The 19,720-nt window shown below is 66.6% G+C and carries 13 protein-coding genes; 6 read left to right on the top strand and 7 right to left on the bottom strand.

What is annotated here, in order from left to right; translation table 11 throughout:
• Position 1 precedes the first annotated feature (1 nt).
• Both AC5Y21_RS01255 and AC5Y21_RS01260 read left to right on the top strand, forming a co-directional pair.
• Positions 2 to 1,180 carry an NAD(P)-dependent malic enzyme gene (locus tag AC5Y21_RS01255; protein WP_499908591.1) on the top strand — a complete coding sequence of 393 codons (1,179 nt, stop codon included), beginning with the start codon at positions 2 to 4 and terminating at the stop codon, positions 1,178 to 1,180.
• Between the two features lie 11 nt (positions 1,181 to 1,191).
• Positions 1,192 to 2,046, top strand: coding sequence for a glycine betaine ABC transporter substrate-binding protein (locus AC5Y21_RS01260; protein WP_499908593.1), 855 nt, complete (start codon positions 1,192 to 1,194; stop codon positions 2,044 to 2,046).
• Between the two features lie 95 nt (positions 2,047 to 2,141).
• On the opposite strand, the gene AC5Y21_RS01265 is transcribed toward AC5Y21_RS01260, so the two are convergent.
• The 3 genes from AC5Y21_RS01265 to AC5Y21_RS01275 all read right to left on the bottom strand — a co-directional run bounded on the left by AC5Y21_RS01265 (position 2,142) and on the right by AC5Y21_RS01275 (position 7,770).
• Positions 2,142 to 2,981 carry an SDR family NAD(P)-dependent oxidoreductase gene (locus AC5Y21_RS01265; RefSeq protein ID WP_499908595.1) on the bottom strand — a complete coding sequence of 280 codons (840 nt, stop codon included), beginning with the start codon at positions 2,979 to 2,981 and terminating at the stop codon, positions 2,142 to 2,144.
• Between the two features lie 90 nt (positions 2,982 to 3,071).
• Positions 3,072 to 6,839 carry a multifunctional oxoglutarate decarboxylase/oxoglutarate dehydrogenase thiamine pyrophosphate-binding subunit/dihydrolipoyllysine-residue succinyltransferase subunit gene (locus AC5Y21_RS01270; RefSeq protein WP_499908596.1) on the bottom strand — a complete coding sequence of 1,256 codons (3,768 nt, stop codon included), beginning with the start codon at positions 6,837 to 6,839 and terminating at the stop codon, positions 3,072 to 3,074.
• A 175-nt stretch (positions 6,840 to 7,014) separates the two neighbouring features.
• Positions 7,015 to 7,770 (bottom strand): hypothetical protein, encoded by a 756-nt coding sequence (locus AC5Y21_RS01275; protein ID WP_499908598.1) that lies wholly within the window; start codon positions 7,768 to 7,770, stop codon positions 7,015 to 7,017.
• 358 nt (positions 7,771 to 8,128) lie between these two features.
• Between AC5Y21_RS01275 and AC5Y21_RS01280 the strand changes: the two genes are divergently transcribed.
• Positions 8,129 to 9,832: an MFS transporter gene (locus tag AC5Y21_RS01280; protein WP_499908937.1), complete on the top strand. Its 1,704-nt coding sequence runs from the start codon at positions 8,129 to 8,131 to the stop codon at positions 9,830 to 9,832.
• A 17-nt stretch (positions 9,833 to 9,849) separates the two neighbouring features.
• On the opposite strand, the gene AC5Y21_RS01285 is transcribed toward AC5Y21_RS01280, so the two are convergent.
• Positions 9,850 to 13,260 (bottom strand): TM0106 family RecB-like putative nuclease, encoded by a 3,411-nt coding sequence (locus AC5Y21_RS01285; RefSeq protein ID WP_499908939.1) that lies wholly within the window; start codon positions 13,258 to 13,260, stop codon positions 9,850 to 9,852.
• A 65-nt stretch (positions 13,261 to 13,325) separates the two neighbouring features.
• Positions 13,326 to 13,922, bottom strand: a complete 597-nt coding sequence (locus AC5Y21_RS01290) for an LppP/LprE family lipoprotein (RefSeq protein WP_499908600.1) — start codon at positions 13,920 to 13,922, stop codon at positions 13,326 to 13,328.
• Between the two features lie 135 nt (positions 13,923 to 14,057).
• Here AC5Y21_RS01290 and AC5Y21_RS01295 point away from each other — a divergent pair, with 135 nt between their 5' ends.
• The 3 genes from AC5Y21_RS01295 (at position 14,058) to AC5Y21_RS01305 (ending at position 17,720) form a co-directional block, all read left to right on the top strand.
• The gene (locus AC5Y21_RS01295; protein ID WP_499908602.1) at positions 14,058 to 15,782 is read left to right on the top strand and encodes a DEAD/DEAH box helicase; all 1,725 of its coding nucleotides are present in this window, start codon (positions 14,058 to 14,060) and stop codon (positions 15,780 to 15,782) included.
• Positions 15,779 to 16,930 carry an acyltransferase family protein gene (locus AC5Y21_RS01300; RefSeq protein WP_499908604.1) on the top strand — a complete coding sequence of 384 codons (1,152 nt, stop codon included), beginning with the start codon at positions 15,779 to 15,781 and terminating at the stop codon, positions 16,928 to 16,930. The genes AC5Y21_RS01295 and AC5Y21_RS01300 overlap by 4 nt, the downstream gene beginning before the upstream one ends.
• A gap of 73 nt (positions 16,931 to 17,003) precedes the next feature.
• The gene (locus AC5Y21_RS01305; protein ID WP_499908606.1) at positions 17,004 to 17,720 is read left to right on the top strand and encodes a siderophore-interacting protein; all 717 of its coding nucleotides are present in this window, start codon (positions 17,004 to 17,006) and stop codon (positions 17,718 to 17,720) included.
• Between the two features lie 11 nt (positions 17,721 to 17,731).
• On the opposite strand, the gene AC5Y21_RS01310 is transcribed toward AC5Y21_RS01305, so the two are convergent.
• Both AC5Y21_RS01310 and AC5Y21_RS01315 read right to left on the bottom strand, forming a co-directional pair.
• Positions 17,732 to 18,313 carry a TetR/AcrR family transcriptional regulator gene (locus tag AC5Y21_RS01310; protein WP_499908608.1) on the bottom strand — a complete coding sequence of 194 codons (582 nt, stop codon included), beginning with the start codon at positions 18,311 to 18,313 and terminating at the stop codon, positions 17,732 to 17,734.
• Positions 18,313 to 19,554, bottom strand: coding sequence for a cytochrome P450 (locus tag AC5Y21_RS01315; protein ID WP_499908610.1), 1,242 nt, complete (start codon positions 19,552 to 19,554; stop codon positions 18,313 to 18,315). The genes AC5Y21_RS01310 and AC5Y21_RS01315 overlap by 1 nt, the downstream gene beginning before the upstream one ends.
• Positions 19,555 to 19,720 lie beyond the last annotated feature (166 nt).

Below are 19,720 nucleotides of genomic sequence, written 5' to 3' on the forward strand. Positions count from 1 at the left end.
CGTGTCGGAGCAGCCAGCAAATTCCCATGTCGTCATCACCGACGAGGAGATCTTCGAGGCACACGTAGGTGGGAAGCTCTCGGTAGGCCTGGCTACTCCGCTGAACACCCAGCGCGCCTTGTCGATCGCTTACACCCCGGGCGTCGCGCAAGTCTGCCGTGCGATCGCCGCCGACCACACCCTGGCGACGCGCTACACCTGGGCCAATCGGCTGGTGGCCGTCGTCAGTGACGGCAGCGCCGTGCTCGGCCTTGGCGATATCGGGCCTGCGGCCGCGTTGCCGGTGATGGAGGGCAAATGCGCGCTGTTCAAGGAGTTCGCCGGACTGGATGCGATCCCGATCGTGCTGGACACCACGGATCCCGACGAGATCGTCGAAACCCTGGTGCGGCTGCGGCCGACGTTTGGCGCCGTCAACCTCGAGGACATCTCGGCGCCGCGCTGCTTCGAGATCGAACGACGAGTCATCGAGGCGCTGGACTGTCCGGTGATGCACGACGACCAGCACGGCACGGCAATCGTGGTGCTCGCGGCGCTGATGGGCGCCAGCAAGCTGCTCGGCCGTGACATGGCGTCACTGCGGGTGGTGGTCTCCGGCGCCGGGGCGGCGGGCGTTGCCTGCTCGAAACTTCTTCTCGGAATGGGGGTTTCGGATATCACAGTGCTGGACTCGCGCGGCATTCTGCACCGCGGGCGCGACGACATGAACACGGTGAAGATCGACTTGGCGCGAAGCAGCAATCCCCGCAATCTCACCGGTGGCATGGTGGAAGCCCTCAAAGGGGCCGACGTGTTCCTGGGCGTGTCGGCCGGCGTGGTCCCCGAGGAGCTGATCGCCACCATGGCGCCGGACGCGGTGGTGTTCGCCCTGTCCAACCCCGACCCCGAAATTCATCCCGACGTCGCGGCCAGGCACGCGGCCGTGGTGGCCACCGGCCGCAGCGATTTTCCGAACCAGATCAACAACGTGTTGTCCTTCCCCGGGGTGTTCCGCGGGGCGCTGGATGCCGGGGCGCGAAAGATCACCGAAAAGATGATGGTGGCCGCGGCCGAGGCGATCTTCTCCGTGGTCAGCGACGACCTCGCACCCGACCGGATCGTCCCGAGCCCCCTGGACCTGCGCGTCGGGGAAGCGGTTGCCGGCGCGGTGGCCGGTGCCGCAGCGACCTCAGACGCCTGAGGCGCCCGGGTGTGAGAATCGGCAGACTGGCCGCGCTGCTGTTGGCCGCGGCGCTTTCGGTCGCCGGTTGCGGTGCCGGCGAGCACCATCCCGTTTCCGAGGTGGTGGTCGGTTCTGAGCCCGATTCCGAGTCGAGGCTGCTGGCCGACATCTACGTGTCGGCACTGCGGGGTTACGGCTTTCCGGCGCGCACCGAAACCGCCGCCGACCCGATGTCGAAATTGGACTCGGGCGCATTCACGGTGGTGCCCGCCTTCACCGGGCGGGTGTTGCAACGGCTGAAGCCCGGCGTCGCGGTGACGGCTGACAGTCAGGTCTACCGGGTGATGATCTCGATGCTGCCCGAGGGCATCCTCGCCGGCGACTACACGACGTCGGCCGAGGACAAACCCGCGCTGGTCGTCACGCAAGCCACCGCCACGGCGTGGGGCGGCCGCGACCTCGGCGCTTTGGCAGGCCATTGCGACGGGCTGGTGACCGGGGCCGTCGCGGGGGCTCATATTCCCGAGTGGGTGGGCTCGTGCCGAATGCCCGCCCCGCGCGAATTCCTCGACGGCACAGCGATGTTCGCTGCGCTGGCCGCAGGGCAGCTGACCGCGGCCTGGACCACCACCGCCAACCCCGCCATTCCCGCCGATCTGGTGATGCTGGCCGACGTCAAACCGCCGTGGATACCGGCCGAGAACGTGGTGCCGCTGTATCGGCGCAACGCGCTGGCCGATCGGCAACTGCTGGCGCTCAATGAAGTGGCCGGTGTGCTGGACACCGCGGCGCTGACCGAGATGCGCCGCCAAGTGGCCGGCGGCGCCGACGGGCAGGCGGTGGCCGATGCGTGGCTGAGCGAACACCCGCTGGGGCGCAGCTAGCAGTCTGTCCTTCTACCACGAGCGTGCGTGTCTGTACGCCAACACGCCGCGCGGGACGTACAACTGCGCACCTTCGCGGCGCAACAGGAACCGCCTTAACGCGGCAAGGTGGGTACCGGCATCAGTCGTCCCAGCACGGGTCCGAACAGCCGTTGATATCCAGAACCCGTCACCCGCACCAGTGCGTCCAGGATTTTGGCGTCCACGCCGACCAGCACCCTGGCCCGGTTCTTGCGTACCGCGTCCAAGATGACCCGGGCGGCCGCCTTGGGGCTGGTCCGGGCCAGCCGCTTGTCGAACAGGCTGGCCAGCTCTTTCGGATCGAAGCCCTCGACGGCGGTGGCGTTGCGGGCGATCGCGGTCTTGATGCCGCCCGGGTGCACCGTGGTCACTTTCACCGGGTGACCTGCTGCGGCCATCTCCTGCCGCAGTGCCTCGGTGAAGCCGCGCACCGCGAACTTCGCGGAGTTGTACGCCGCCTGCCCTGGTACCGCGAACAACCCGAAAACGCTGGAGACGTTGACGACGTGTCCGTCGCCTGAGGCGATCAGGTGTGGAAGAAAAGCCTTGGTGCCGTTCACGACGCCCCAGAAGTCGACGTCCATCACCCGCTCGATGTCCTTGAACGGGGTGACCTCGACGTCCCCGGTGAAGGCGATGCCGGCGTTGTTGTAGATCTGGTTCACCTTGCCGAAGTGCTCCTTCACCGCGTCGGCGTACAGCAGGAAGGCCTCGCGCTCGGTGACGTCGAGCCGGTCTGACTTATACGACGCGCCGATTGACTTCAGCTGTTCCTCGGTCTGCGCCAGTCCTTCGGTGTTGACGTCGCTGATGGCGACTTTGGCGCCGGAACGGGCCAGTTCGATGGCCAGCGCTTGGCCGATACCCGAGCCCGCGCCGGTAACCACGGCGACTTTCCCGGCGAACCCTTGCATGTATGCCCTCACTTCCTCGCTGCGCGAGCGTGCGCGTTTGTACGCCGACACGCCGATATCGCTGACACTTTACGCACGCTCGCGGGCGGGCTAGCCGAAGGCAGTGTCGAGGATCTCCTGCTGCTCCACGGCATGCACCTTCGACGAACCCGACGACGGCGCCGACATCGCCCGCCGCGAGATGCGCTTGATCCCGCTGAGCTTGTCGGGCAACAGCTCGGGCAGCTCCAGGCCGAACCGCGGCCACGCGCCCTGGTTGGCCGGCTCTTCCTGCACCCAGAAGAACTGCTTGGCGTTCTCGTAGCGGTCCAGTGTCTCGCCGAGCCGCCGCTTGGGCAGCGGAGCAAGCTGCTCGATACGCACGATCGCGATGTCGTCGCGGCTGTCCTTGGCCTTGCGGGCGGCCAACTCGTAGTAGATCTTGCCGCTGGTCAGCAGGATCCGGGTGACCTTGCTGCGGTCGCCGATGCCGTCCTCGTAGGTGGGCTCCTCGAGCACCGAGCGGAACTTGATCTCGGTGAAGTCCTTGATGTCGCTGACCGCGGCCTTGTTGCGCAGCATGGACTTCGGCGTGAACACGATCAGCGGACGCCGTACCCCGTCCAGGGCGTGCCGCCGCAGCAGGTGGAAGTAGTTGGACGGGGTCGACGGCACCGCGATCGTCATGGACCCCTCTGCCCAGAGCTGCAGGAAGCGTTCGATCCGGCCGGACGTGTGGTCGGGCCCCTGCCCCTCGTGTCCGTGCGGCAGCAGCAGCACCACCGTGGACAGCTGGCCCCACTTGGCCTCGCCCGAGCTGATGAACTCGTCGATGATCGACTGCGCGCCGTTGACGAAGTCGCCGAACTGCGCCTCCCACAGCACGACAGCGTCCGGGTTGCCCACCGTGTAGCCGTACTCGAAGCCGACCGCAGCGTACTCCGACAGCGGCGAGTCGTAGACGAGGAATTTGCCGCCGGTGGGGGTGCCGTCTTTGTTGGTCGTCAGCAGCCGCAGCGGGGTGAACTCCTCGCCGGTGTTGCGGTCGATGATCACCGAGTGCCGCTGGGAGAAGGTGCCGCGCTTGGTGTCCTGGCCCGACAGCCGCACCAGCTTCCCTTCGGCCACCAGCGAACCCAGGGCCAGCAGTTCGCCGAACGCCCAGTCGATCTTGCCTTCATAGGCCATCTCCCGGCGCTTCTCCAGCACCGGCTGGACGCGCGGGTGGGCGGTGAACCCCTCCGGCAAAGCCAGGAAAGCGTCACCGATGCGGGCCAGCAGTGACTTGTCCACCGCGGTGGACAGCCCCGCGGGGATCATCTGGTCGGACTCGACCGACAGGCTCGGCTTGGCGCCGTGCTTTTCCAGGTCGCGAACCTCGTTGAACACCCGCTCCAGCTGGCCCTGGTAATCGCGCAGCGCGTCCTCGGCCTCCTTGATCGAGATGTCGCCGCGGCCGATCAGGGATTCGGTGTAGCTCTTGCGGGCGCCGCGCTTGGTGTCGACGACGTCGTACATATAGGGGTTGGTCATCGACGGGTCGTCGCCCTCGTTGTGCCCGCGCTTGCGGTAGCACAGCATGTCGATGACGACGTCTTTGTGGAACCGCTGCCGGAAGTCCACGGCCAGCCGCGCCACCCAGTCGCACGCCTCCGGGTCGTCGCCGTTGACGTGGAAGATCGGTGCCCCGATCATCTTGGCGACGTCGGTGCAGTACTCGCTGGACCTGGAGAACTCCGGCGCCGTGGTGAAGCCGATCTGGTTGTTGGCGATGATGTGGATGGTGCCGCCGACGCGGTAGCCGGGCAGGTTGGTCAGGTTCAGCGTCTCGGCCACTACTCCTTGGCCGGCGAAGGCGGCGTCGCCGTGCAGCATCAGCGGCACCACCGAGAACGCCTTTTCGCCGTCGCTGTCGCTGGCTCCGTGGTCCAGCAGGTCCTGCTTGGCGCGTACCAGGCCTTCCAGCACCGGGTCGACGGCCTCCAGGTGCGACGGGTTGGCGGTCAGCGACACCTGAATGTCGTTGTCGCCGAACATCTGCAGGTATACGCCGGTGGCGCCGAGGTGGTACTTCACGTCGCCGGAGCCGTGCGCCTGCGACGGGTTCAGATTGCCCTCGAACTCGGTGAAGATCTGCGAGTAGGGCTTACCGACGATGTTGGCCAGCACGTTGAGCCGGCCGCGGTGCGGCATCCCGATGACCACTTCGTCCAGGCCGTGTTCGGCGCACTGGTCGATCGCCGCGTCCATCATCGGGATCACGCTCTCGGCGCCTTCCAGCGAGAACCGCTTCTGCCCGACGTACTTGGTCTGCAGGAAGGTCTCGAACGCCTCGGCAGCGTTGAGCTTGCTCAGGATGTATTTCTGTTGGGCCACAGTCGGTTTGACGTGCTTGGTCTCTACCCGTTGTTCCAGCCACTCCTGCTGTTCGGGATCGAGGATGTGGGTGTACTCCACGCCGATGTGGCGGCAGTAGGCGTCGCGCAGCAAGCCCAGCACGTCGCGCAGTTTCTTGTATTCGGCGCCGGCAAAGCCGTTGACCTTGAACACCCGATCGAGGTCCCACAGCGTCAGGCCGTGCGTGAGCACTTCCAGGTCGGGGTGGCTGCGGAACCTGGTCCCGTCCAAGCGCAGCGGGTCGATGTCGGCCATCAGATGCCCGCGGTTGCGGTAGGCCGCGATCAGCTCCATCACCCGGGCGTTCTTGTCGACGATCGAGTCCGGATTGTCTTTGCTCCAGCGCACCGGCAGGTACGGGATGCTGAGCTCGCGGAAGATCTCGTCCCAGAAGGCGTCCGAGAGCAGCATTTCGTGGATGGTGCGCAGGAAGTCGCCCGATTCCGCACCCTGGATGATGCGGTGGTCGTAGGTCGAGGTCAGGGTGATCAGCTTGCCGATACCCAGCTCGGCGATGCGGGCATCGCTGGCGCCCTGGAATTCGGCCGGATACTCCATCGCGCCGACGCCGATGATCGCGCCCTGGCCGGCCATCAGTCGCGGCACCGAGTGCACGGTGCCGATAGTGCCGGGGTTTGTCAGCGAAATCGTCACTCCGGCAAAGTCTTCGGCGGCCAGCTTGCCGTCGCGGGCGCGGCGCACGATGTCTTCGTAGGCGGAGACGAATTCGGCGAATCGCATGGTCTCGGCGCGCTTGATGCCGGCCACCACCAAGGCACGCTTTCCGTCTTTGCCGGGCAGATCGATCGCCAGGCCGAGATTGGTGTGAGCCGGCGTCACCGCAGCGGGCTTGCCGTCGTTCTCGGCGTAGTGCCGGTTCATGTTCGGGAACTTCTTGACGGCCTGCACCAGCGCGTAGCCCAGCAAATGCGTGAACGAGATCTTGCCGCCGCGGTTGCGCTTGAGCTGGTTGTTGATGACGATCCGGTTGTCGATCATCAGCTTGGCCGGAATCGCCCGGACGCTGGTCGCGGTCGGCACATCGAGCGATGCGGACATGTTCTTCACCACGGCCGCGGCGGCACCGCGCAGCACCTGGAATTCGTCACCCTCTGCCGGCGTCGGAGCGGGCGCCGTGGCGGCTTTGGCGGTCCGCGCGGGGGCGCCGTTGCCTCCGGCCGGAGCGGCCGGGGCGGCTTTGGGGGTTGGTGTCGCCGGAGCAGCCGGGGTGGCCCGATTGGGTTGGGCGGCGGCGGGCTTGGCCGGCTCGGCCGCGGCGGGCTTCGACTCGGCGGGCTTCGACTCGGCGGGGGCCGGCCGCCCGTCGGCCGCGGAAGCCGGTTCCGGCGGCGCTTCGGGGTTGTAATCGACCAGGAATTCGTGCCAGCTCGGATCGACCGAAGAAGGGTCGTCGCGGAACTTGCGGTACATCTCCTCGACCAGCCATTCGTTTTGCCCGAATGGTGAACCAGTGTTGCTCACGGCCGCTGTTCGCCTCGATTCCTCTATCCGGCAAGGTCCTGCAAGCGCCATTGCGCGACGCCTGCCATCTATGGCACCCCGATTGGCGGGATACCTCAACACCCGCGGCGGCCAGGCCGCCTTCTAAAGGCTAACGCGTTGCCGCAATTCGCGAGAGAGACCGGAAAACCGCGCTTTAACCGGCCTCGTTGACCGCCGGCAACAGGTGCAGGGTGACCGGCCAGCGGGCCGGCGGGACGCCGAACGCCTGGCGAGAGTTGTTGACGATCTTCTTGCCCACGATGCGGTTGCCGGCGCCGCCGATCGCGGCACCGACGCCGACCGGCAGCATCTTGCCGAACATCAGGGCGCCGCGTTTCACCGCGTACCGCTTGACGGCGTACTTCAGCATCCGGGTGTTCAGCCGCGCCAACGTCGACATCGGCAGGGAGGCCATGCCCTCGGCCAGCCAGCCGCCGTTGGTGCGCCCCGGGCCGATCAACTCGCCGATGGCACGCTTGCTGTCGTCCCCGACCAGGACGGCCAGCACCAGCGCGCGGCGCCGCTCCCGGTGATCGAGCGGGATGCCGTACACCTCGGCCGTCGCCAACACGAACAGCGCGGTGGCTTCCAGGAAGAACACCGTCTCCCCGGCACCCGCGGAGAGTGCTGCCAAGGTCCCGACCCCGGGGAACGTCGCGGCCGAACCCACCGCCGCGCCGCTCGCGGTCAAAGCCGCCAGATAGCGCTTTTCCAGCTTGTAAGCGATCTCGGCGGGGCCGGCGGCCGGGTGAGCCCGGCGCAGCCGAGCCACATACGCCTGCGCGGCCGGGCCCTGTACCCGCGTGCTCCGTTCGATGACCTGCGCCAATGCGCGCGCAGACGCTTTGGGCCGGCCGTCGGTGGTGGCCGGCACCTGGTCCGGCTTGGACCTGCTCCGTCGGGCGCTCATATTGCCTCTCCTGGGTATGGGTCTTCCCTAGGCTAACGCGCATTTGACCAACTGAGTGCCCGCCGGAACCGCGTTGTCGCCGGCGGGCCATCTGCCCACCCGGGACGATGCCGGCCCGATATAAGGTCAATGACTACGCGGGCCGTTTATCGGCCACATTTTGGGGTTGCGGCCTGCCCCGTCTGGGTCGGTGCCTGCCGACGGACAGTCGCTGCTCGGTAACCGCAAATGAATCGCGAACGAACGAGGTGGATCCATGACGACGGCATGGGCACGCTGGTCCCGTGAATTCGGGGGCCGCGCGGGGCTCAGTCGTCCCACCAGCCCATCGAAGAACCCGTGGAACACCCTGTGGGCGATGATGATCGGCTTCTTCATGATCATGGTCGACTCGACCATCGTCGCCATCGCGAACCCGACCATCATGGCCGACCTGCACACCGGGTACGACGCCGTGGTGTGGGTGACCAGCGCCTACCTGCTCGGGTATGCGGTGGTGTTGCTGGTCGCCGGCCGGCTCGGTGACCGGTTCGGCCCCAAGAACCTCTACCTGATCGGCCTGGCCGTGTTCACCGCCGCTTCGATATGGTGCGGCTTGTCGGGCAGTTTCGCCATGCTCATCGCCGCGCGAGTGGTGCAAGGAGTCGGTGCCGGGGTGCTGACCCCGCAGACCTTGTCGACGATCACGCGGATCTTCCCGCCGCAGCGCCGCGGCGTCGCAGCCAGCCTGTGGGGCGCGACAGCGGGCGTCGCCAGCCTGGTGGGGCCGCTGGCCGGCGGGCTGCTGGTCGACGGGCTGGGCTGGGAATGGATCTTCTTCGTCAACGTGCCGATCGGGATTGTCGGGCTGGCGTTGGCGGTGTGGTTGGTGCCGGTGCTGCCCATCCACAAGCACCAGTTCGACCTGCTCGGGGTGGCGTTGTCCGGCGCGGGCATGTTCCTGATCGTCTTTGGGCTGCAGCAGGGCCAGGCCGCGCACTGGGACCTGTGGATCTGGGCAGTGATCGTCGCCGGAGTCGGGTTCATGGTGGCGTTCGTGTACTGGCAGTCGGTGCACACCGGCGAACCGCTGATCCCGCTGGGCATCTTCTTCGACCGCGACTTCAGCGTGTCCAGTGTCGGGGTGGGCCTTGTCGCGTTCGCGACGACGGCGATGATGCTGCCGGTGGCCTTCTATGCGCAGGGGGTTTGCGGGCTGTCGCCGACACGATCGGCCCTGCTGATCGCGCCGATGGCAATCGCCAACGGTGTGCTGGCGCCGTTTGCCGGCCGCATCGTCGACAATTACCACCCGCTTCCCGTGCTGGGCTTCGGTTTTTCGGCCCTGGCGATCTCACTGACGTGGCTTTCCGTCGAGATGGCTCCGGACACGCCGATCTGGCGGTTGCTGCTGCCGTTCACCGGCATCGGTGTCGGGATGGCGTTCGTGTGGTCTCCGCTGACCGCCACTGCGACACGCAACCTGCCGCCGCACCTGGCCGGAGCGAGCTCCGGGGTGTACAACGCGGTCCGGCAGCTCGGAGCGGTGCTCGGAAGTGCCGGCATGGCAGCGTTCATGACGTCGCGGATCAGCGCCGAGCTGCCTTCCCGCACGTCGGCGGCCGGACGGCGCGGTGTGCACCTGCCCGAGTTCGTGCACGAGCCTTTCTCGGCGGCGATGTCGCAGTCGGTGCTGTTGCCGGCGTTCATCGCGTTGCTCGGTGTCGTCGCGGCTCTATTCCTGGTCGACTTCCGGCGCGCGGCGACTCACCTACCCGAGGACGACGTCGACAATAGGGTCGTCGACGAGGACTACGACGACGATCCCTACGTCGAGTACATCCTTGTTCGGGAACCGGACGTCGAGGACCAGCAGAACAGTCGGCCCGTGGTGTCGCGCTCCCGCCCGCCCGCCGGCCGGCACCCGCCCGCACAACCGGTTGGGTTCGCTCACAACGGTTCTCGCGTCGATGCGGAGCGGCGAACCCGTCCGGCCGGTTCGTCGCCGTATCGGCGCGCCGAAAACGAGGCTCGGCAAAGCCCGCGTCCCCGCCCAGACGGTCCCGGTTCGCGCGGTAGCTGAAATGGCGCCAGCCGTACCTAGGGTGGTTCGGCGAGTGCCAGGAACGCGCCCAAGTCCATCAAACCGGCGGGCGTGGCGGGCAGATACTCCGTCAGCATCTCCGAGCGCACGATCACCGCCGCGTACTGCGCCCGGCTGACGGCTACGTTGAGCCGATTCCTGTTGAGCAGAAACGAGATCCCGCGCGGCACGTCGGCGATGGACGACGCCGTCATCGACACAAAGACCACAGGCGCCTGGCCGCCCTGAAACTTGTCCACTGTTCCGACGCGGACGTCGCCGAGGCCTGCCGTCGCCAATCGCTGACGCAGCAGCGCCACCTGTGCGTTGTACGGCGCGAGCACCAGCACGTCGGAGGCGGCCAACGGCCGAGTACCTTGCTCGTCGGTCCACACGGCGCCGAGCAGGCGCTTGATATGGGCGGTGATGGCCTCGGCCTCCTCTGGGCTGTCGACCGAATTGCCTTGGTGTGGAACGGACACTATGTGCACGCCGGGCTCATGCCCGTCGAGGCGGCGCGCGGCGGTGCGTTCGGCGTAAGAATGCAGTCTGTCCTCGTACGACAGCCTGGAGACGGCGGCGCAAACCGCCGGATGCATTCGGTACGAGCGATCCAGGAAGTAGCCGAGTTCGTCGGGCAGCGTGTACTGACCGTCGACCAGCCAATCCAGAGCTGATCTGTCGACCGGTTCGGGATGCGTGCCCTGGCTGACCTGGGGCAGCTGCTGCGGGTCGCCGAGCAGCAGCAGATTCGCGGCCGCTGGCGCCACGGCGATGGTGTTGGCCAAACAGAACTGGCCTGCCTCGTCGATCACCAGCAGATCGAGGCTGCCCGGCTGGACCCTGTTGGGGTTGGCGAAATCCCATGCGGTCCCACCGATCACGCAGCCGGCGTTGTCGGCAATGAACGCGGCGTAGTGGTCGCTGTCGATTTGCTGCCAGCGGGCGGCACGGTGGTCGTACGGTTTCTTGGCAACCCGCTGCGGATCCAGGCCGGTATCGATCACACAGGCGAGCACGTTCTCCACCGCGGCGTGTGATTGCGCGACAACGCCTATGCGCCAAGCGCGTTGGGCTACCAACTGCTTGATCACCTGTGCCGCGGTGTGCGTCTTGCCGGTCCCCGGCGGTCCGTGCACGGCCAGGTATGACGCGTCCAGGTCGAGTACCGCCGCGGTGATGTCGGCGACGGGGTCGTGGCCGCGCGGCAGGCCGGCGCCGCTGCGGCTGCGGGGCGGCCGGCGCAGCAGCACGTCGAACAGCGCGGTGCGGGGGAGTTGCGGTAACCCGGCCGCGACCGCCGCGGCCGTCGAATCGATCGAAGCCCGCAACGCCGTCGTCGGCACGGGTGGCCCGGGGGTCAGCGCGAACGGCAGCTGGGGATAGGTGTCGCCGTCACTGCCCGTCCGCTGCAAAATCACCACTTCGGTGGGCACGGTCGGGTCGTCCGCTTCGACTACTTCGGCGTGGCTCGCGGCCCGACGGTCGGGGTCGTCGCTGATGGGGGCCGGGGCCGGCGGCTCGTATAGCGCGAACACCTGCGACTTGAGGTCCCCCCGTGACAGCTCGCCGCGCAACCGTACCCGTCGCTGCGGCTTGCGGGCTCGTGGGGGCGTGTGCCAATCGACGGCGACCTCGGCTTCGCTTGCCACGAAAACGTCTGTATTGTCCGCCCATTCGTCGATGGGGAAGTTCAGCCGGTCGAAGTGCGCCCACCAGAAGGGTTTGTCCTCCCGGCGGTGGTAGCCGCGGGCGGCGGCGACCAGCGCGACCGCGGTCTGCTCGGGCGTACGGTCGGCGACGGCGGCGTCTCCGGTGAAGGCCGCCAGCGCCGACGCCAGTCGATCGTGGTCTTCGATGCGGGTGCCATCGGGAACCGGTTGGGCCCCAACCGGTATGACACCGGCTTCCCAGGCGCGCAGCAGGAGCCAATCGCGCAGTCCGCGAGTGGACCGGCAGTCGTAGTGGTTGTAGTCCTCGATTTCCTTGAGCAACGTCGCAGCCTCGTCGAGGCGGCCTTCGGCGCGCAAATCGCAGTAGCGCGCATAGCCGGTGATGGAGTCGGCGGCGGTGGTGACCTCACCGGATCGCAACTGGCCGCCCATGTACAGCGGCTCCAGCGCCTTCAGGCTGCACGACTCCGCTCCGACGCGAATGCTCTTGCGCACCAACGGGTAAAGGTCGACCAATACACCGTTGCGCAGCAGGTCGTCGACCTCGTCCTCGCCGACACCGTACCGTCCGGCCAGCCGCAGCAGCGCCGTCTTCTCGTAGGGCGCGTAGTGGTAGATGTGCATGTTCGGGCGGCGCCTGCGGCGCTTGGCCACCAGCGCCAGGAAATCGATCAGCGCCTGGCGCTCGTCCACCCGGTTATGCGCCCAGAGCGGGCGAAACGAGCCACCCGGTCCGGCTTCCAAGACGCCGAACAGGTATTCCAGTCCCCATTCGTGGCCGTCGGCCGTCCACAGCGGATCGCCCTCGAAGTCGAAGAACAGGTCACCGGAATCGGGGTTCGGCAGTAGCGTCAGCGGCTGCGGGTCGACGATCTCATACTGCGGTTTGCCGGTGTCGCGCTGCAGGACTTGCAGCTTGGCCTGCGCGGTCAGGTTGCCGAGCGCGCTGGCCGCCAGGTTGGGCACCGGGCCGCAGTGGTCGGCCAGGTCGGTCAGGCTGGTGATTCCGGCGTCAATGAGCTTCTCGCGCTGGCTTATTCGCATCCCGGCGACCAGTAACAGATCGTCGGCCGCGCGCAGCTGCTCGGCACACAGGTCACAGCGCAGGCAGGCCCCCACCTCCTCGTCGTTCCAGCTCACCGGTTTACCGGCCGCATAGTGGTCGTCGAGTAGGCGCTGCACTCGCGCGCGCTGGGCTCGGTAAACCGGGTTCAGGTCGCAGACGCGGTGCCGTGTCACGGTGCCGTCGCCGAGTTCCAGCTCGGCTTCCGGTGCCACCGCGACGCCCGAGGCGGCTAGCGCGTCGGCGTAGGCCGCCAGCTGCAGCAACGCCGTGACCTTGGCGGAGCGGGCCAGCTTGGTGTCGACCACCCGGTATCGGCCGCCGTCGCGCACCAGGAAGTCGGCGAACCCGACGAAACGCCCGTCGAACATGGCCGCCTGGTACACGACCGGGGCACCGTCGTCGATCGCGCGCCGAGTCGCCTCGGCGGCGGCCGTCAGCCCTGCGAAGGTGTACGCCGGACGGCCGATGATCGCCACGTCACCACCGAACTCGTCGCGCAGTCGGTCCAGCCGGCGTCGCTCATGCTCGTTACCCAGAGCGGCGGTCCGCGCCAACAGTTCGTCCGCTAGGGGAACGGCGGGGCCCCAGCCCAGTTTTGCGTCGAAATCCCGCAGCAGGGCGTACTCGCACCGAGCAGCGGCGGCCAGATCGGACGCGCTGTAGACGACCGCTTCTGCGGGGCTGTCGATGACGAACACAGCAGCAACTGTAGGTGAGGGGACCGACAACTAGCCGGTTCTGCTCGGGCGTCGGTTCAGGCCCCGGGGGTGTTGGCGATGAGCTCGACCCCGTTGCCGTTCCATCGGAACTTCACCCGCGTGCTCAAGCCGCTGACACCGCTGGGATACGTCAGCGCCACCGTGTCGCCGGTGCACTGCGACGTGTCAATCCCATTGAACCCGTAGGTGTCGGGCACTCCCTGCGGTATGTACTTGCCGAGATGGAACATCACCGCCCGGGTGGTCGGATGGTCGCCGTTCGTGTTGGCCTTGATCACCACCGCCGACAGCTGGGCGCACTCGTTGTAATTACCGGCCAAGGGCTCCGGACTCCACGACTGATGACTGCGCGGATCACGCGGCAGCTCGGAGACCACCCTCGCGATCGTCGGCGCAGCGAGGTTGACCGCGCACGGGTCGGGCGGCGGAGCGGCGCTGGACGGAGCGGCAGTCCCGGACGACGGTGTAGCGGGGGCGGTGATCGAGGCGGCCGACGGGCTCGTCGCATGCGGCGTCTTGGCGACGGTGGAGTCTCCCGAACCGCAGCCGGTCAATGTCGGGGCGAGAAATAGGGCAGCGGTAAGGCCCGTCAACAATTCTGCGCGGCAAGGCAACGACCACACATGGCGCACCGTACCGCCATCGGGGCCGCAGATGTGGCAGGCGTGGCCGGGCAGCCGAGCATGTAGGGCCGATACGGCGTGTCGCCTTACCCGGTACGCGCGCTCGCCACACCTACCGTTCGGCATCGTAGACTGCGAGTTCAAATGGCATCTCTGGATAATTCGCCTGTGTCGTCCCCTGCGACGTTCGCCGACCTGCAGATTCACTCGTCGGTGTTGCAGGCGATCGCCGACGTCGGCTACGAGTCGCCCACGGCCATCCAGGCCGCGACAATTCCGGCGCTGATGGCGGGCTCCGACGTAGTGGGACTGGCGCAGACGGGCACCGGAAAGACGGCGGCCTTCGCGATACCGATCCTGTCCAAAATCGACGTCACCAGCAAGGCAACCCAGGCACTGGTGCTGGCGCCGACGCGCGAGCTGGCTCTGCAGGTGGCCGAGGCATTCAGCCGCTACGGCGCCCATCTGCCGCAGATCAACGTGCTGCCGGTCTACGGCGGATCCTCGTACGGTGTGCAACTTGCCGGGCTGAAACGTGGCGCGCAGGTAGTGGTCGGCACCCCGGGCCGGGTCATCGACCACCTCGAACGCGGGACCCTGGACCTGTCGCGGGTCGATTACCTGGTTCTCGACGAGGCCGACGAGATGCTCGCGATGGGCTTCGCCGAAGACGTCGAGCGCATTCTGTCCGAAACCCCGGAATACAAACAGGTGGCTCTGTTTTCGGCGACCATGCCGCCGGCGATCCGCAAAATCACCGCCAAGTACCTGCACGATCCGTTCGAAGTCACATTCAAAGCCAAAACCCCGACGGCAGAGAACATTTCGCAGCGATATATGCAGGTCGCCGGGCCGCGCAAGATGGACGCACTGACGCGGGTGCTCGAAGTCGAACCGTTCGAGGCGATGATCGTCTTCGTACGTACCAAGCAAGCCACCGAAGAAGTCGCCGAAAAGCTGCGTGCCCGAGGGTTTTCCGCGGCCGCGATCAACGGCGATATCCCGCAGGCGCAGCGGGAGCGGACCATAGCCGCCCTGAAAGACGGTGGTACCAAAGGCATCGACATCCTGGTGGCCACCGACGTGGCGGCCAGGGGCCTTGACGTGGAGCGGATATCGCATGTCCTCAACTACGACATCCCGCACGACACCGAGTCCTACGTGCACCGGATCGGGCGCACCGGGCGGGCGGGGCGTTCGGGAACCGCACTGCTGTTCGTCTCCCCGCGGGAGCGTCACCTGCTCAAGTCCATCGAAAAGGCGACGCGCCAAACGCTCACCGAGGCCGAACTTCCCACCGTCGACGATGTCAACGCGCAGCGGGTGGTGAAGTTCTCCGATTCCATCACCGACGCGCTCGGCGCTGCGGGCATCGAGTTGTTCCGCAAGCTTGTCGAGGACTACGAACGTGAGCACGATGTCCCGATGGCCGATATCGCCGCGGCGCTGGCATTGCAGTCCCGCGACGGCGACGCCTTCCTCATGGCGCCCGAGCCGCCGCCCGAGGAACGTCCGCGGCGGCCTAAACACAGCCGTGAGGAACGCACCGAGAAGCCGCGGCGTACAAGAGATTTCGGTACCTACCGGGTCTCGGTCGGTAAGCGGCACAAGATCGGACCGGGTGCGATCGTCGGCGCCATCGCCAACGAGGGAGGTCTGCACCGCAGCGACTTCGGTCACATCGCCATCGGGCCCGACTTCTCACTCGTGGAGCTTCCCGCCAAGCTGCCCAAAGCGACGCTGAAAAGGCTTGAGCAAACCCGTATCTCAGGCGTGCTGATCAACCTGCGGCCGGAGCGTTCGTCCGGCAAAACCGACAAGACCCGCAACCGCGACAGCGGCAAGCCACGCCCGAAACGCGCCGGATGACACTCTCCGAGGAACGAGACGCCCAGGGCGGACTCGAGCAGACCGCCCACGTGGATCGGGTCGCGTCGCTGACCGGTATCCGCGCAGTCGCCGCGCTGCTGGTCGTCGGCACCCACGCGGCCTACACCACCGGCAAGTACGGCCAAGGGTATTGGGGCCTGGTCGGTTCCCGAATGGAGATCGGCGTGCCGATTTTCTTCGTGCTGTCCGGTTTCCTGCTGTTCCGCCCGTGGGTGAAATCAGCAGCCACCGGCGGCCCGTCACCGTCGCTGAGCCGCTATGCAAGGCACCGGGTTCGGCGCATCATGCCCGCCTACGTCGTCACCGTGCTGTTCGCCTACGTGCTGTACCACTACCACGAAGCGGAACCCAATCCCGGGCACAACTGGGTGGGGCTGTTCCGCAACCTCACGCTGACGCAGATCTACAGCGGTGACTACCTGAGCAAGTATTTCCATCAGGGCCTCACGCAGATGTGGAGCCTTTCCGTCGAAGCCGCTTTCTACGTCGTCTTACCGCTGTTGGCGTACCTGTTGCTGGTGGTGCTCAGTCAGCGCCGTTGGCAACCGAAATTGCTGTTGGCCGCACTGGCAGGACTGTCACTGATCAGTCCCGCCTGGCTGATCCTGGTGCACACCGACCAGTGGTTTCCGCTCGCCGCCCGGCTGTGGCCGCCCACCTACCTGGCCTGGTTCCTGGCCGGAATGGCGCTGACCGTGCTGCAGGCGATGGGTGTGCGTTGCTATGCGTTCGCGGCCATACCGCTGGCGATCATCAGCTACTTCATCGCCTCCACTCCGATCGCCGGCGCGCCGACGACCTCGCCGGTGTCGCTGGGGGAGGCACTGGTCAAGACGGTTTTCTACGCCGCGATCGCGGCGCTGGCGGTAGCACCCCTGGCGCTGCACGGCGAAGCTCCATTGCGCGGCTGGTACTCGAGGCTGTTGGCCAGCCGTCCCATGGTGTGGCTGGGTGAGATCTCCTACGAGATCTTCCTGATCCACCTGGTGACCATGGAGTTCGCGATGGACTACATAGTTCGGGCGCACGTCTACACCGGTTCGATGCTGTACCTGTTCATCGCCACGGTGGCGGTGACGATCCCCTTCGCCTGGCTGCTACATCGCTTCACCCGGGTACGGGACTGAGCGTCCATCCGAATCGCGAGGTAGGTTACCCTTTCCTAAGTTGCCGTCGTTGCGATGGAGGATGTCAGGGCATATGACCGAAGTTAAAGCGTCACGGGGTTGGCAGGGCGCGGTGCTGAAGCTGCTGCGGGCCGGGGAATACCGACTCACCGTGACCGGCCGGCGCGAGATCACCCCGCGCTACCTGAGACTGAGCTTCGATGCCGGCGGCATGCTCGCCCAGCATTCCGTGCATCCGACGATGTGGATCCGGATTTGGTTCGCCGACGGGCATCAGCGCGGTTATACGCTGGTGGACCCGGATCCCGCGGCCGACACCTTCGACATCGAATTCGCGCTGCACGACGGCTGCGCGTCGGACTGGGCGCGCGCAGCGCAACCCGGCGACACCATTGAGGCGACGGTGCTGGGCAGCAAATTCGCTATCCCGGACCCGGCCCCCAACGGGTATGTCATCGTGGGCGACACGGCCTCACTGCCGGCGATTAACTCGCTTCTCGAGGCGATCGGCGACGCCCCTGCACAGGTCTTTTTGGAAGCCGGCTGCGACGAAGACAAAGGCCTGCCCGTGACGCGACCTAGCCCCAAAATAGATGTGGTTTGGGTGGACAATCACGACGGCGGCGACTCACTGCTCGAGGCGGTGCGCTCAGCGGCATTCGACGCCGGCGACCACTTCGGCTGGGTCGCCTGCAATACCCGCACTACACGATCCGTTGCCAAGGTATTGCGCGAGGACTTCGGAATACCGAAGAAATCCATTAAGGCACAGGCTTATTGGGTCGCCTAAAGCAGGCCGAGCTATCGGTGGGTAGTGATCGGCGTCAGGATCGGCACGACGAATTCCTCGATCATCGCCCGCTCGTCGGCTTCGTCGTGGCCCGGGAACATCAGCAGCGAGATGATCACTCGCACCGACCAGCGGGCGCGTCGTTCGACGGTGTCCGGATCGTCCGGACCCAGTGAGCTCAGTAATCCGGCGGCCAGGGCGGTGATCACCTCGGATTGTCCGGCCAATGCGCCGCCGAGCGGTAGCCGGGTGGAGCCGAACCACGCCGCCAGAGCCGGGTTCTCGCGAACCATCCGCAGGGCGGTGATGACGCTGGCGACGAGCCGTTCGCGCGGATCCTCGATGCTGTCGATCCGCTGCATGATCTCGCGCCCGAGCCGACGGGTCTCGCGGTGCACGTACGCGGTGCGCAGCGCCTCCCGGCTCTCGAAGTACCGGTACAGTGTTGCTCTGGAACAGCCTGCGGCCCTGGCGATCTCGTTCATGCCGATGGAAGCGGGGTCGCGCTCGGTGAAGAGCTGCTCGGCGGCGTCGAGTATCCGGTCCGCGGCTACCTCGGTACGGCGTTCGGCCAGCCAATCTCCGCCCGGCATCAGGACTTCACTCGGATCGGCACCGACAACGGGCGCCGAACATAGCTGCCGCCGGACCACACGATTCGGGACTCGTCGATCTCGAAGTCCGGGCAGCGTGCCAGCAGTTCGGTCAGTGCGACCCGCGATTGCATCCGGGCCGCGGCGGCACCCAGGCAGTGGTGCGCGCCGTGGCTGAAGGTCAGGATGTTGCGCGGGCAACGGGTCACGTCGAGTTCGCCTGCGTCCGGTCCGTATTGGCGTTCGTCGCGGTTGGCCGACCCGTACAGCAGTAGGACCCGTCGACCGGCCGGGATGGTGGTGTCTTCGATTGTCACGTCGCGAGTGACCGTACGAGCCAGGCCCTGCGCCGGGGAGGTGAGACGGAGCAGTTCCTCAACGGCGTCGGGAATCAGGTCCGGGTTGTCCACCAACAGCTGACGCTGGTCGGGCCGCTCGTGCAGCAATGGCATTGAGCCGCCCAGCATTCCGGTGACGGTGTCGTTGCCGCCGGTGACCATGGTGAACGTGAACGCGAGTATCGAGAGCGTGCCCGCGATGTCGCCGTCGGCGCCTACCCCAGCGGCGACCAAATGTGAAATCGTGTCATCTTCGGGTTCGGTCCGGCGCCGCTCGATCAGCGCGGTGAAGTAGGACATCATCGACCCGACCGCATCACCGACCGTTTCCAGCGCACTGGCGATGCCGCCGTCGGCTGTGTTGGCCGCGACAATGGCCTGGGTCCAGCCGTCGAACTGCGCCCGATCCTCTTCGGGCACACCGAGATAGTGCGCAACAACCATCGACGGCAGCGGTTTGAACAGTTGTGTGACGATGTCGCCGCCGCCGTCGGCACGCAGCTTCTCGATCCGGTCGACGACGAACTCGCGTACCTTTGGCTCCACCGCCTCGACCTGTCGCGGAGTGAAACCTCGCGACACCAGCTTGCGGAACTCGGTGTGCACCGGCGGATCCTGCATTACCATCGGTGGATTGTCTTGCAGCCCAATCATTTCCAGATCGCCATAGTTAACCGTCAACCCCCTTGCCGAAGAAAACGTCTCGTGGTCGCGCGCCGCCGACCACACGTCGGCGTGTCGGGACAGCACGTAGTAATCGTCTTCGGGGTGTTTCGGGGGGACGACGTGGTGGACCGGGTCGTGGTCTCGCAGCGCGCGGTACATCGGCCAGGGGTTTGGCCAGGTTTCGGCGGTGGCGAGCTCGAACTTCACCGTCGCGTCCTGAGACAAAGTTGCTGACATGTCTAATTCATACGACATAGGGTGCGCGGTGTCAACCAGCGCTGTCGTCGGGTGTGAAGTCTGGACGTTGGCGGTGAAGCCTGGGCGTTGGCGGTGAAGCCTGGGCGTTGGCGGTGAAGCCTGGGCGTAAAACTGGACGGGATCCCGCCCTACGTTCACCCGCAAC

The sequence above is a fragment of the Mycobacterium sp. NGS41 genome (genome assembly GCF_059812725.1).

Bases quoted from the DNA above. Each gene is read 5' to 3' on its own strand.
- AC5Y21_RS01265 (WP_499908595.1), bottom strand. From the start codon at position 2,981: ATGCAAGGGTTCGCCGGGAAAGTCGCCGTGGTTACCGGCGCGGGCTCG.
- AC5Y21_RS01275 (WP_499908598.1), bottom strand. From the start codon at position 7,770: ATGAGCGCCCGACGGAGCAGGTCCAAGCCGGACCAGGTGCCGGCCACC.
- AC5Y21_RS01280 (WP_499908937.1), top strand. From the start codon at position 8,129: ATGATGATCGGCTTCTTCATGATCATGGTCGACTCGACCATCGTCGCC.
- AC5Y21_RS01295 (WP_499908602.1), top strand. From the start codon at position 14,058: ATGGCATCTCTGGATAATTCGCCTGTGTCGTCCCCTGCGACGTTCGCC.
- AC5Y21_RS01300 (WP_499908604.1), top strand. From the start codon at position 15,779: ATGACACTCTCCGAGGAACGAGACGCCCAGGGCGGACTCGAGCAGACC.
- AC5Y21_RS01305 (WP_499908606.1), top strand. From the start codon at position 17,004: ATGACCGAAGTTAAAGCGTCACGGGGTTGGCAGGGCGCGGTGCTGAAG.
- AC5Y21_RS01310 (WP_499908608.1), bottom strand. From the start codon at position 18,313: ATGCCGGGCGGAGATTGGCTGGCCGAACGCCGTACCGAGGTAGCCGCG.
- AC5Y21_RS01315 (WP_499908610.1), bottom strand. From the start codon at position 19,554: ATGTCAGCAACTTTGTCTCAGGACGCGACGGTGAAGTTCGAGCTCGCC.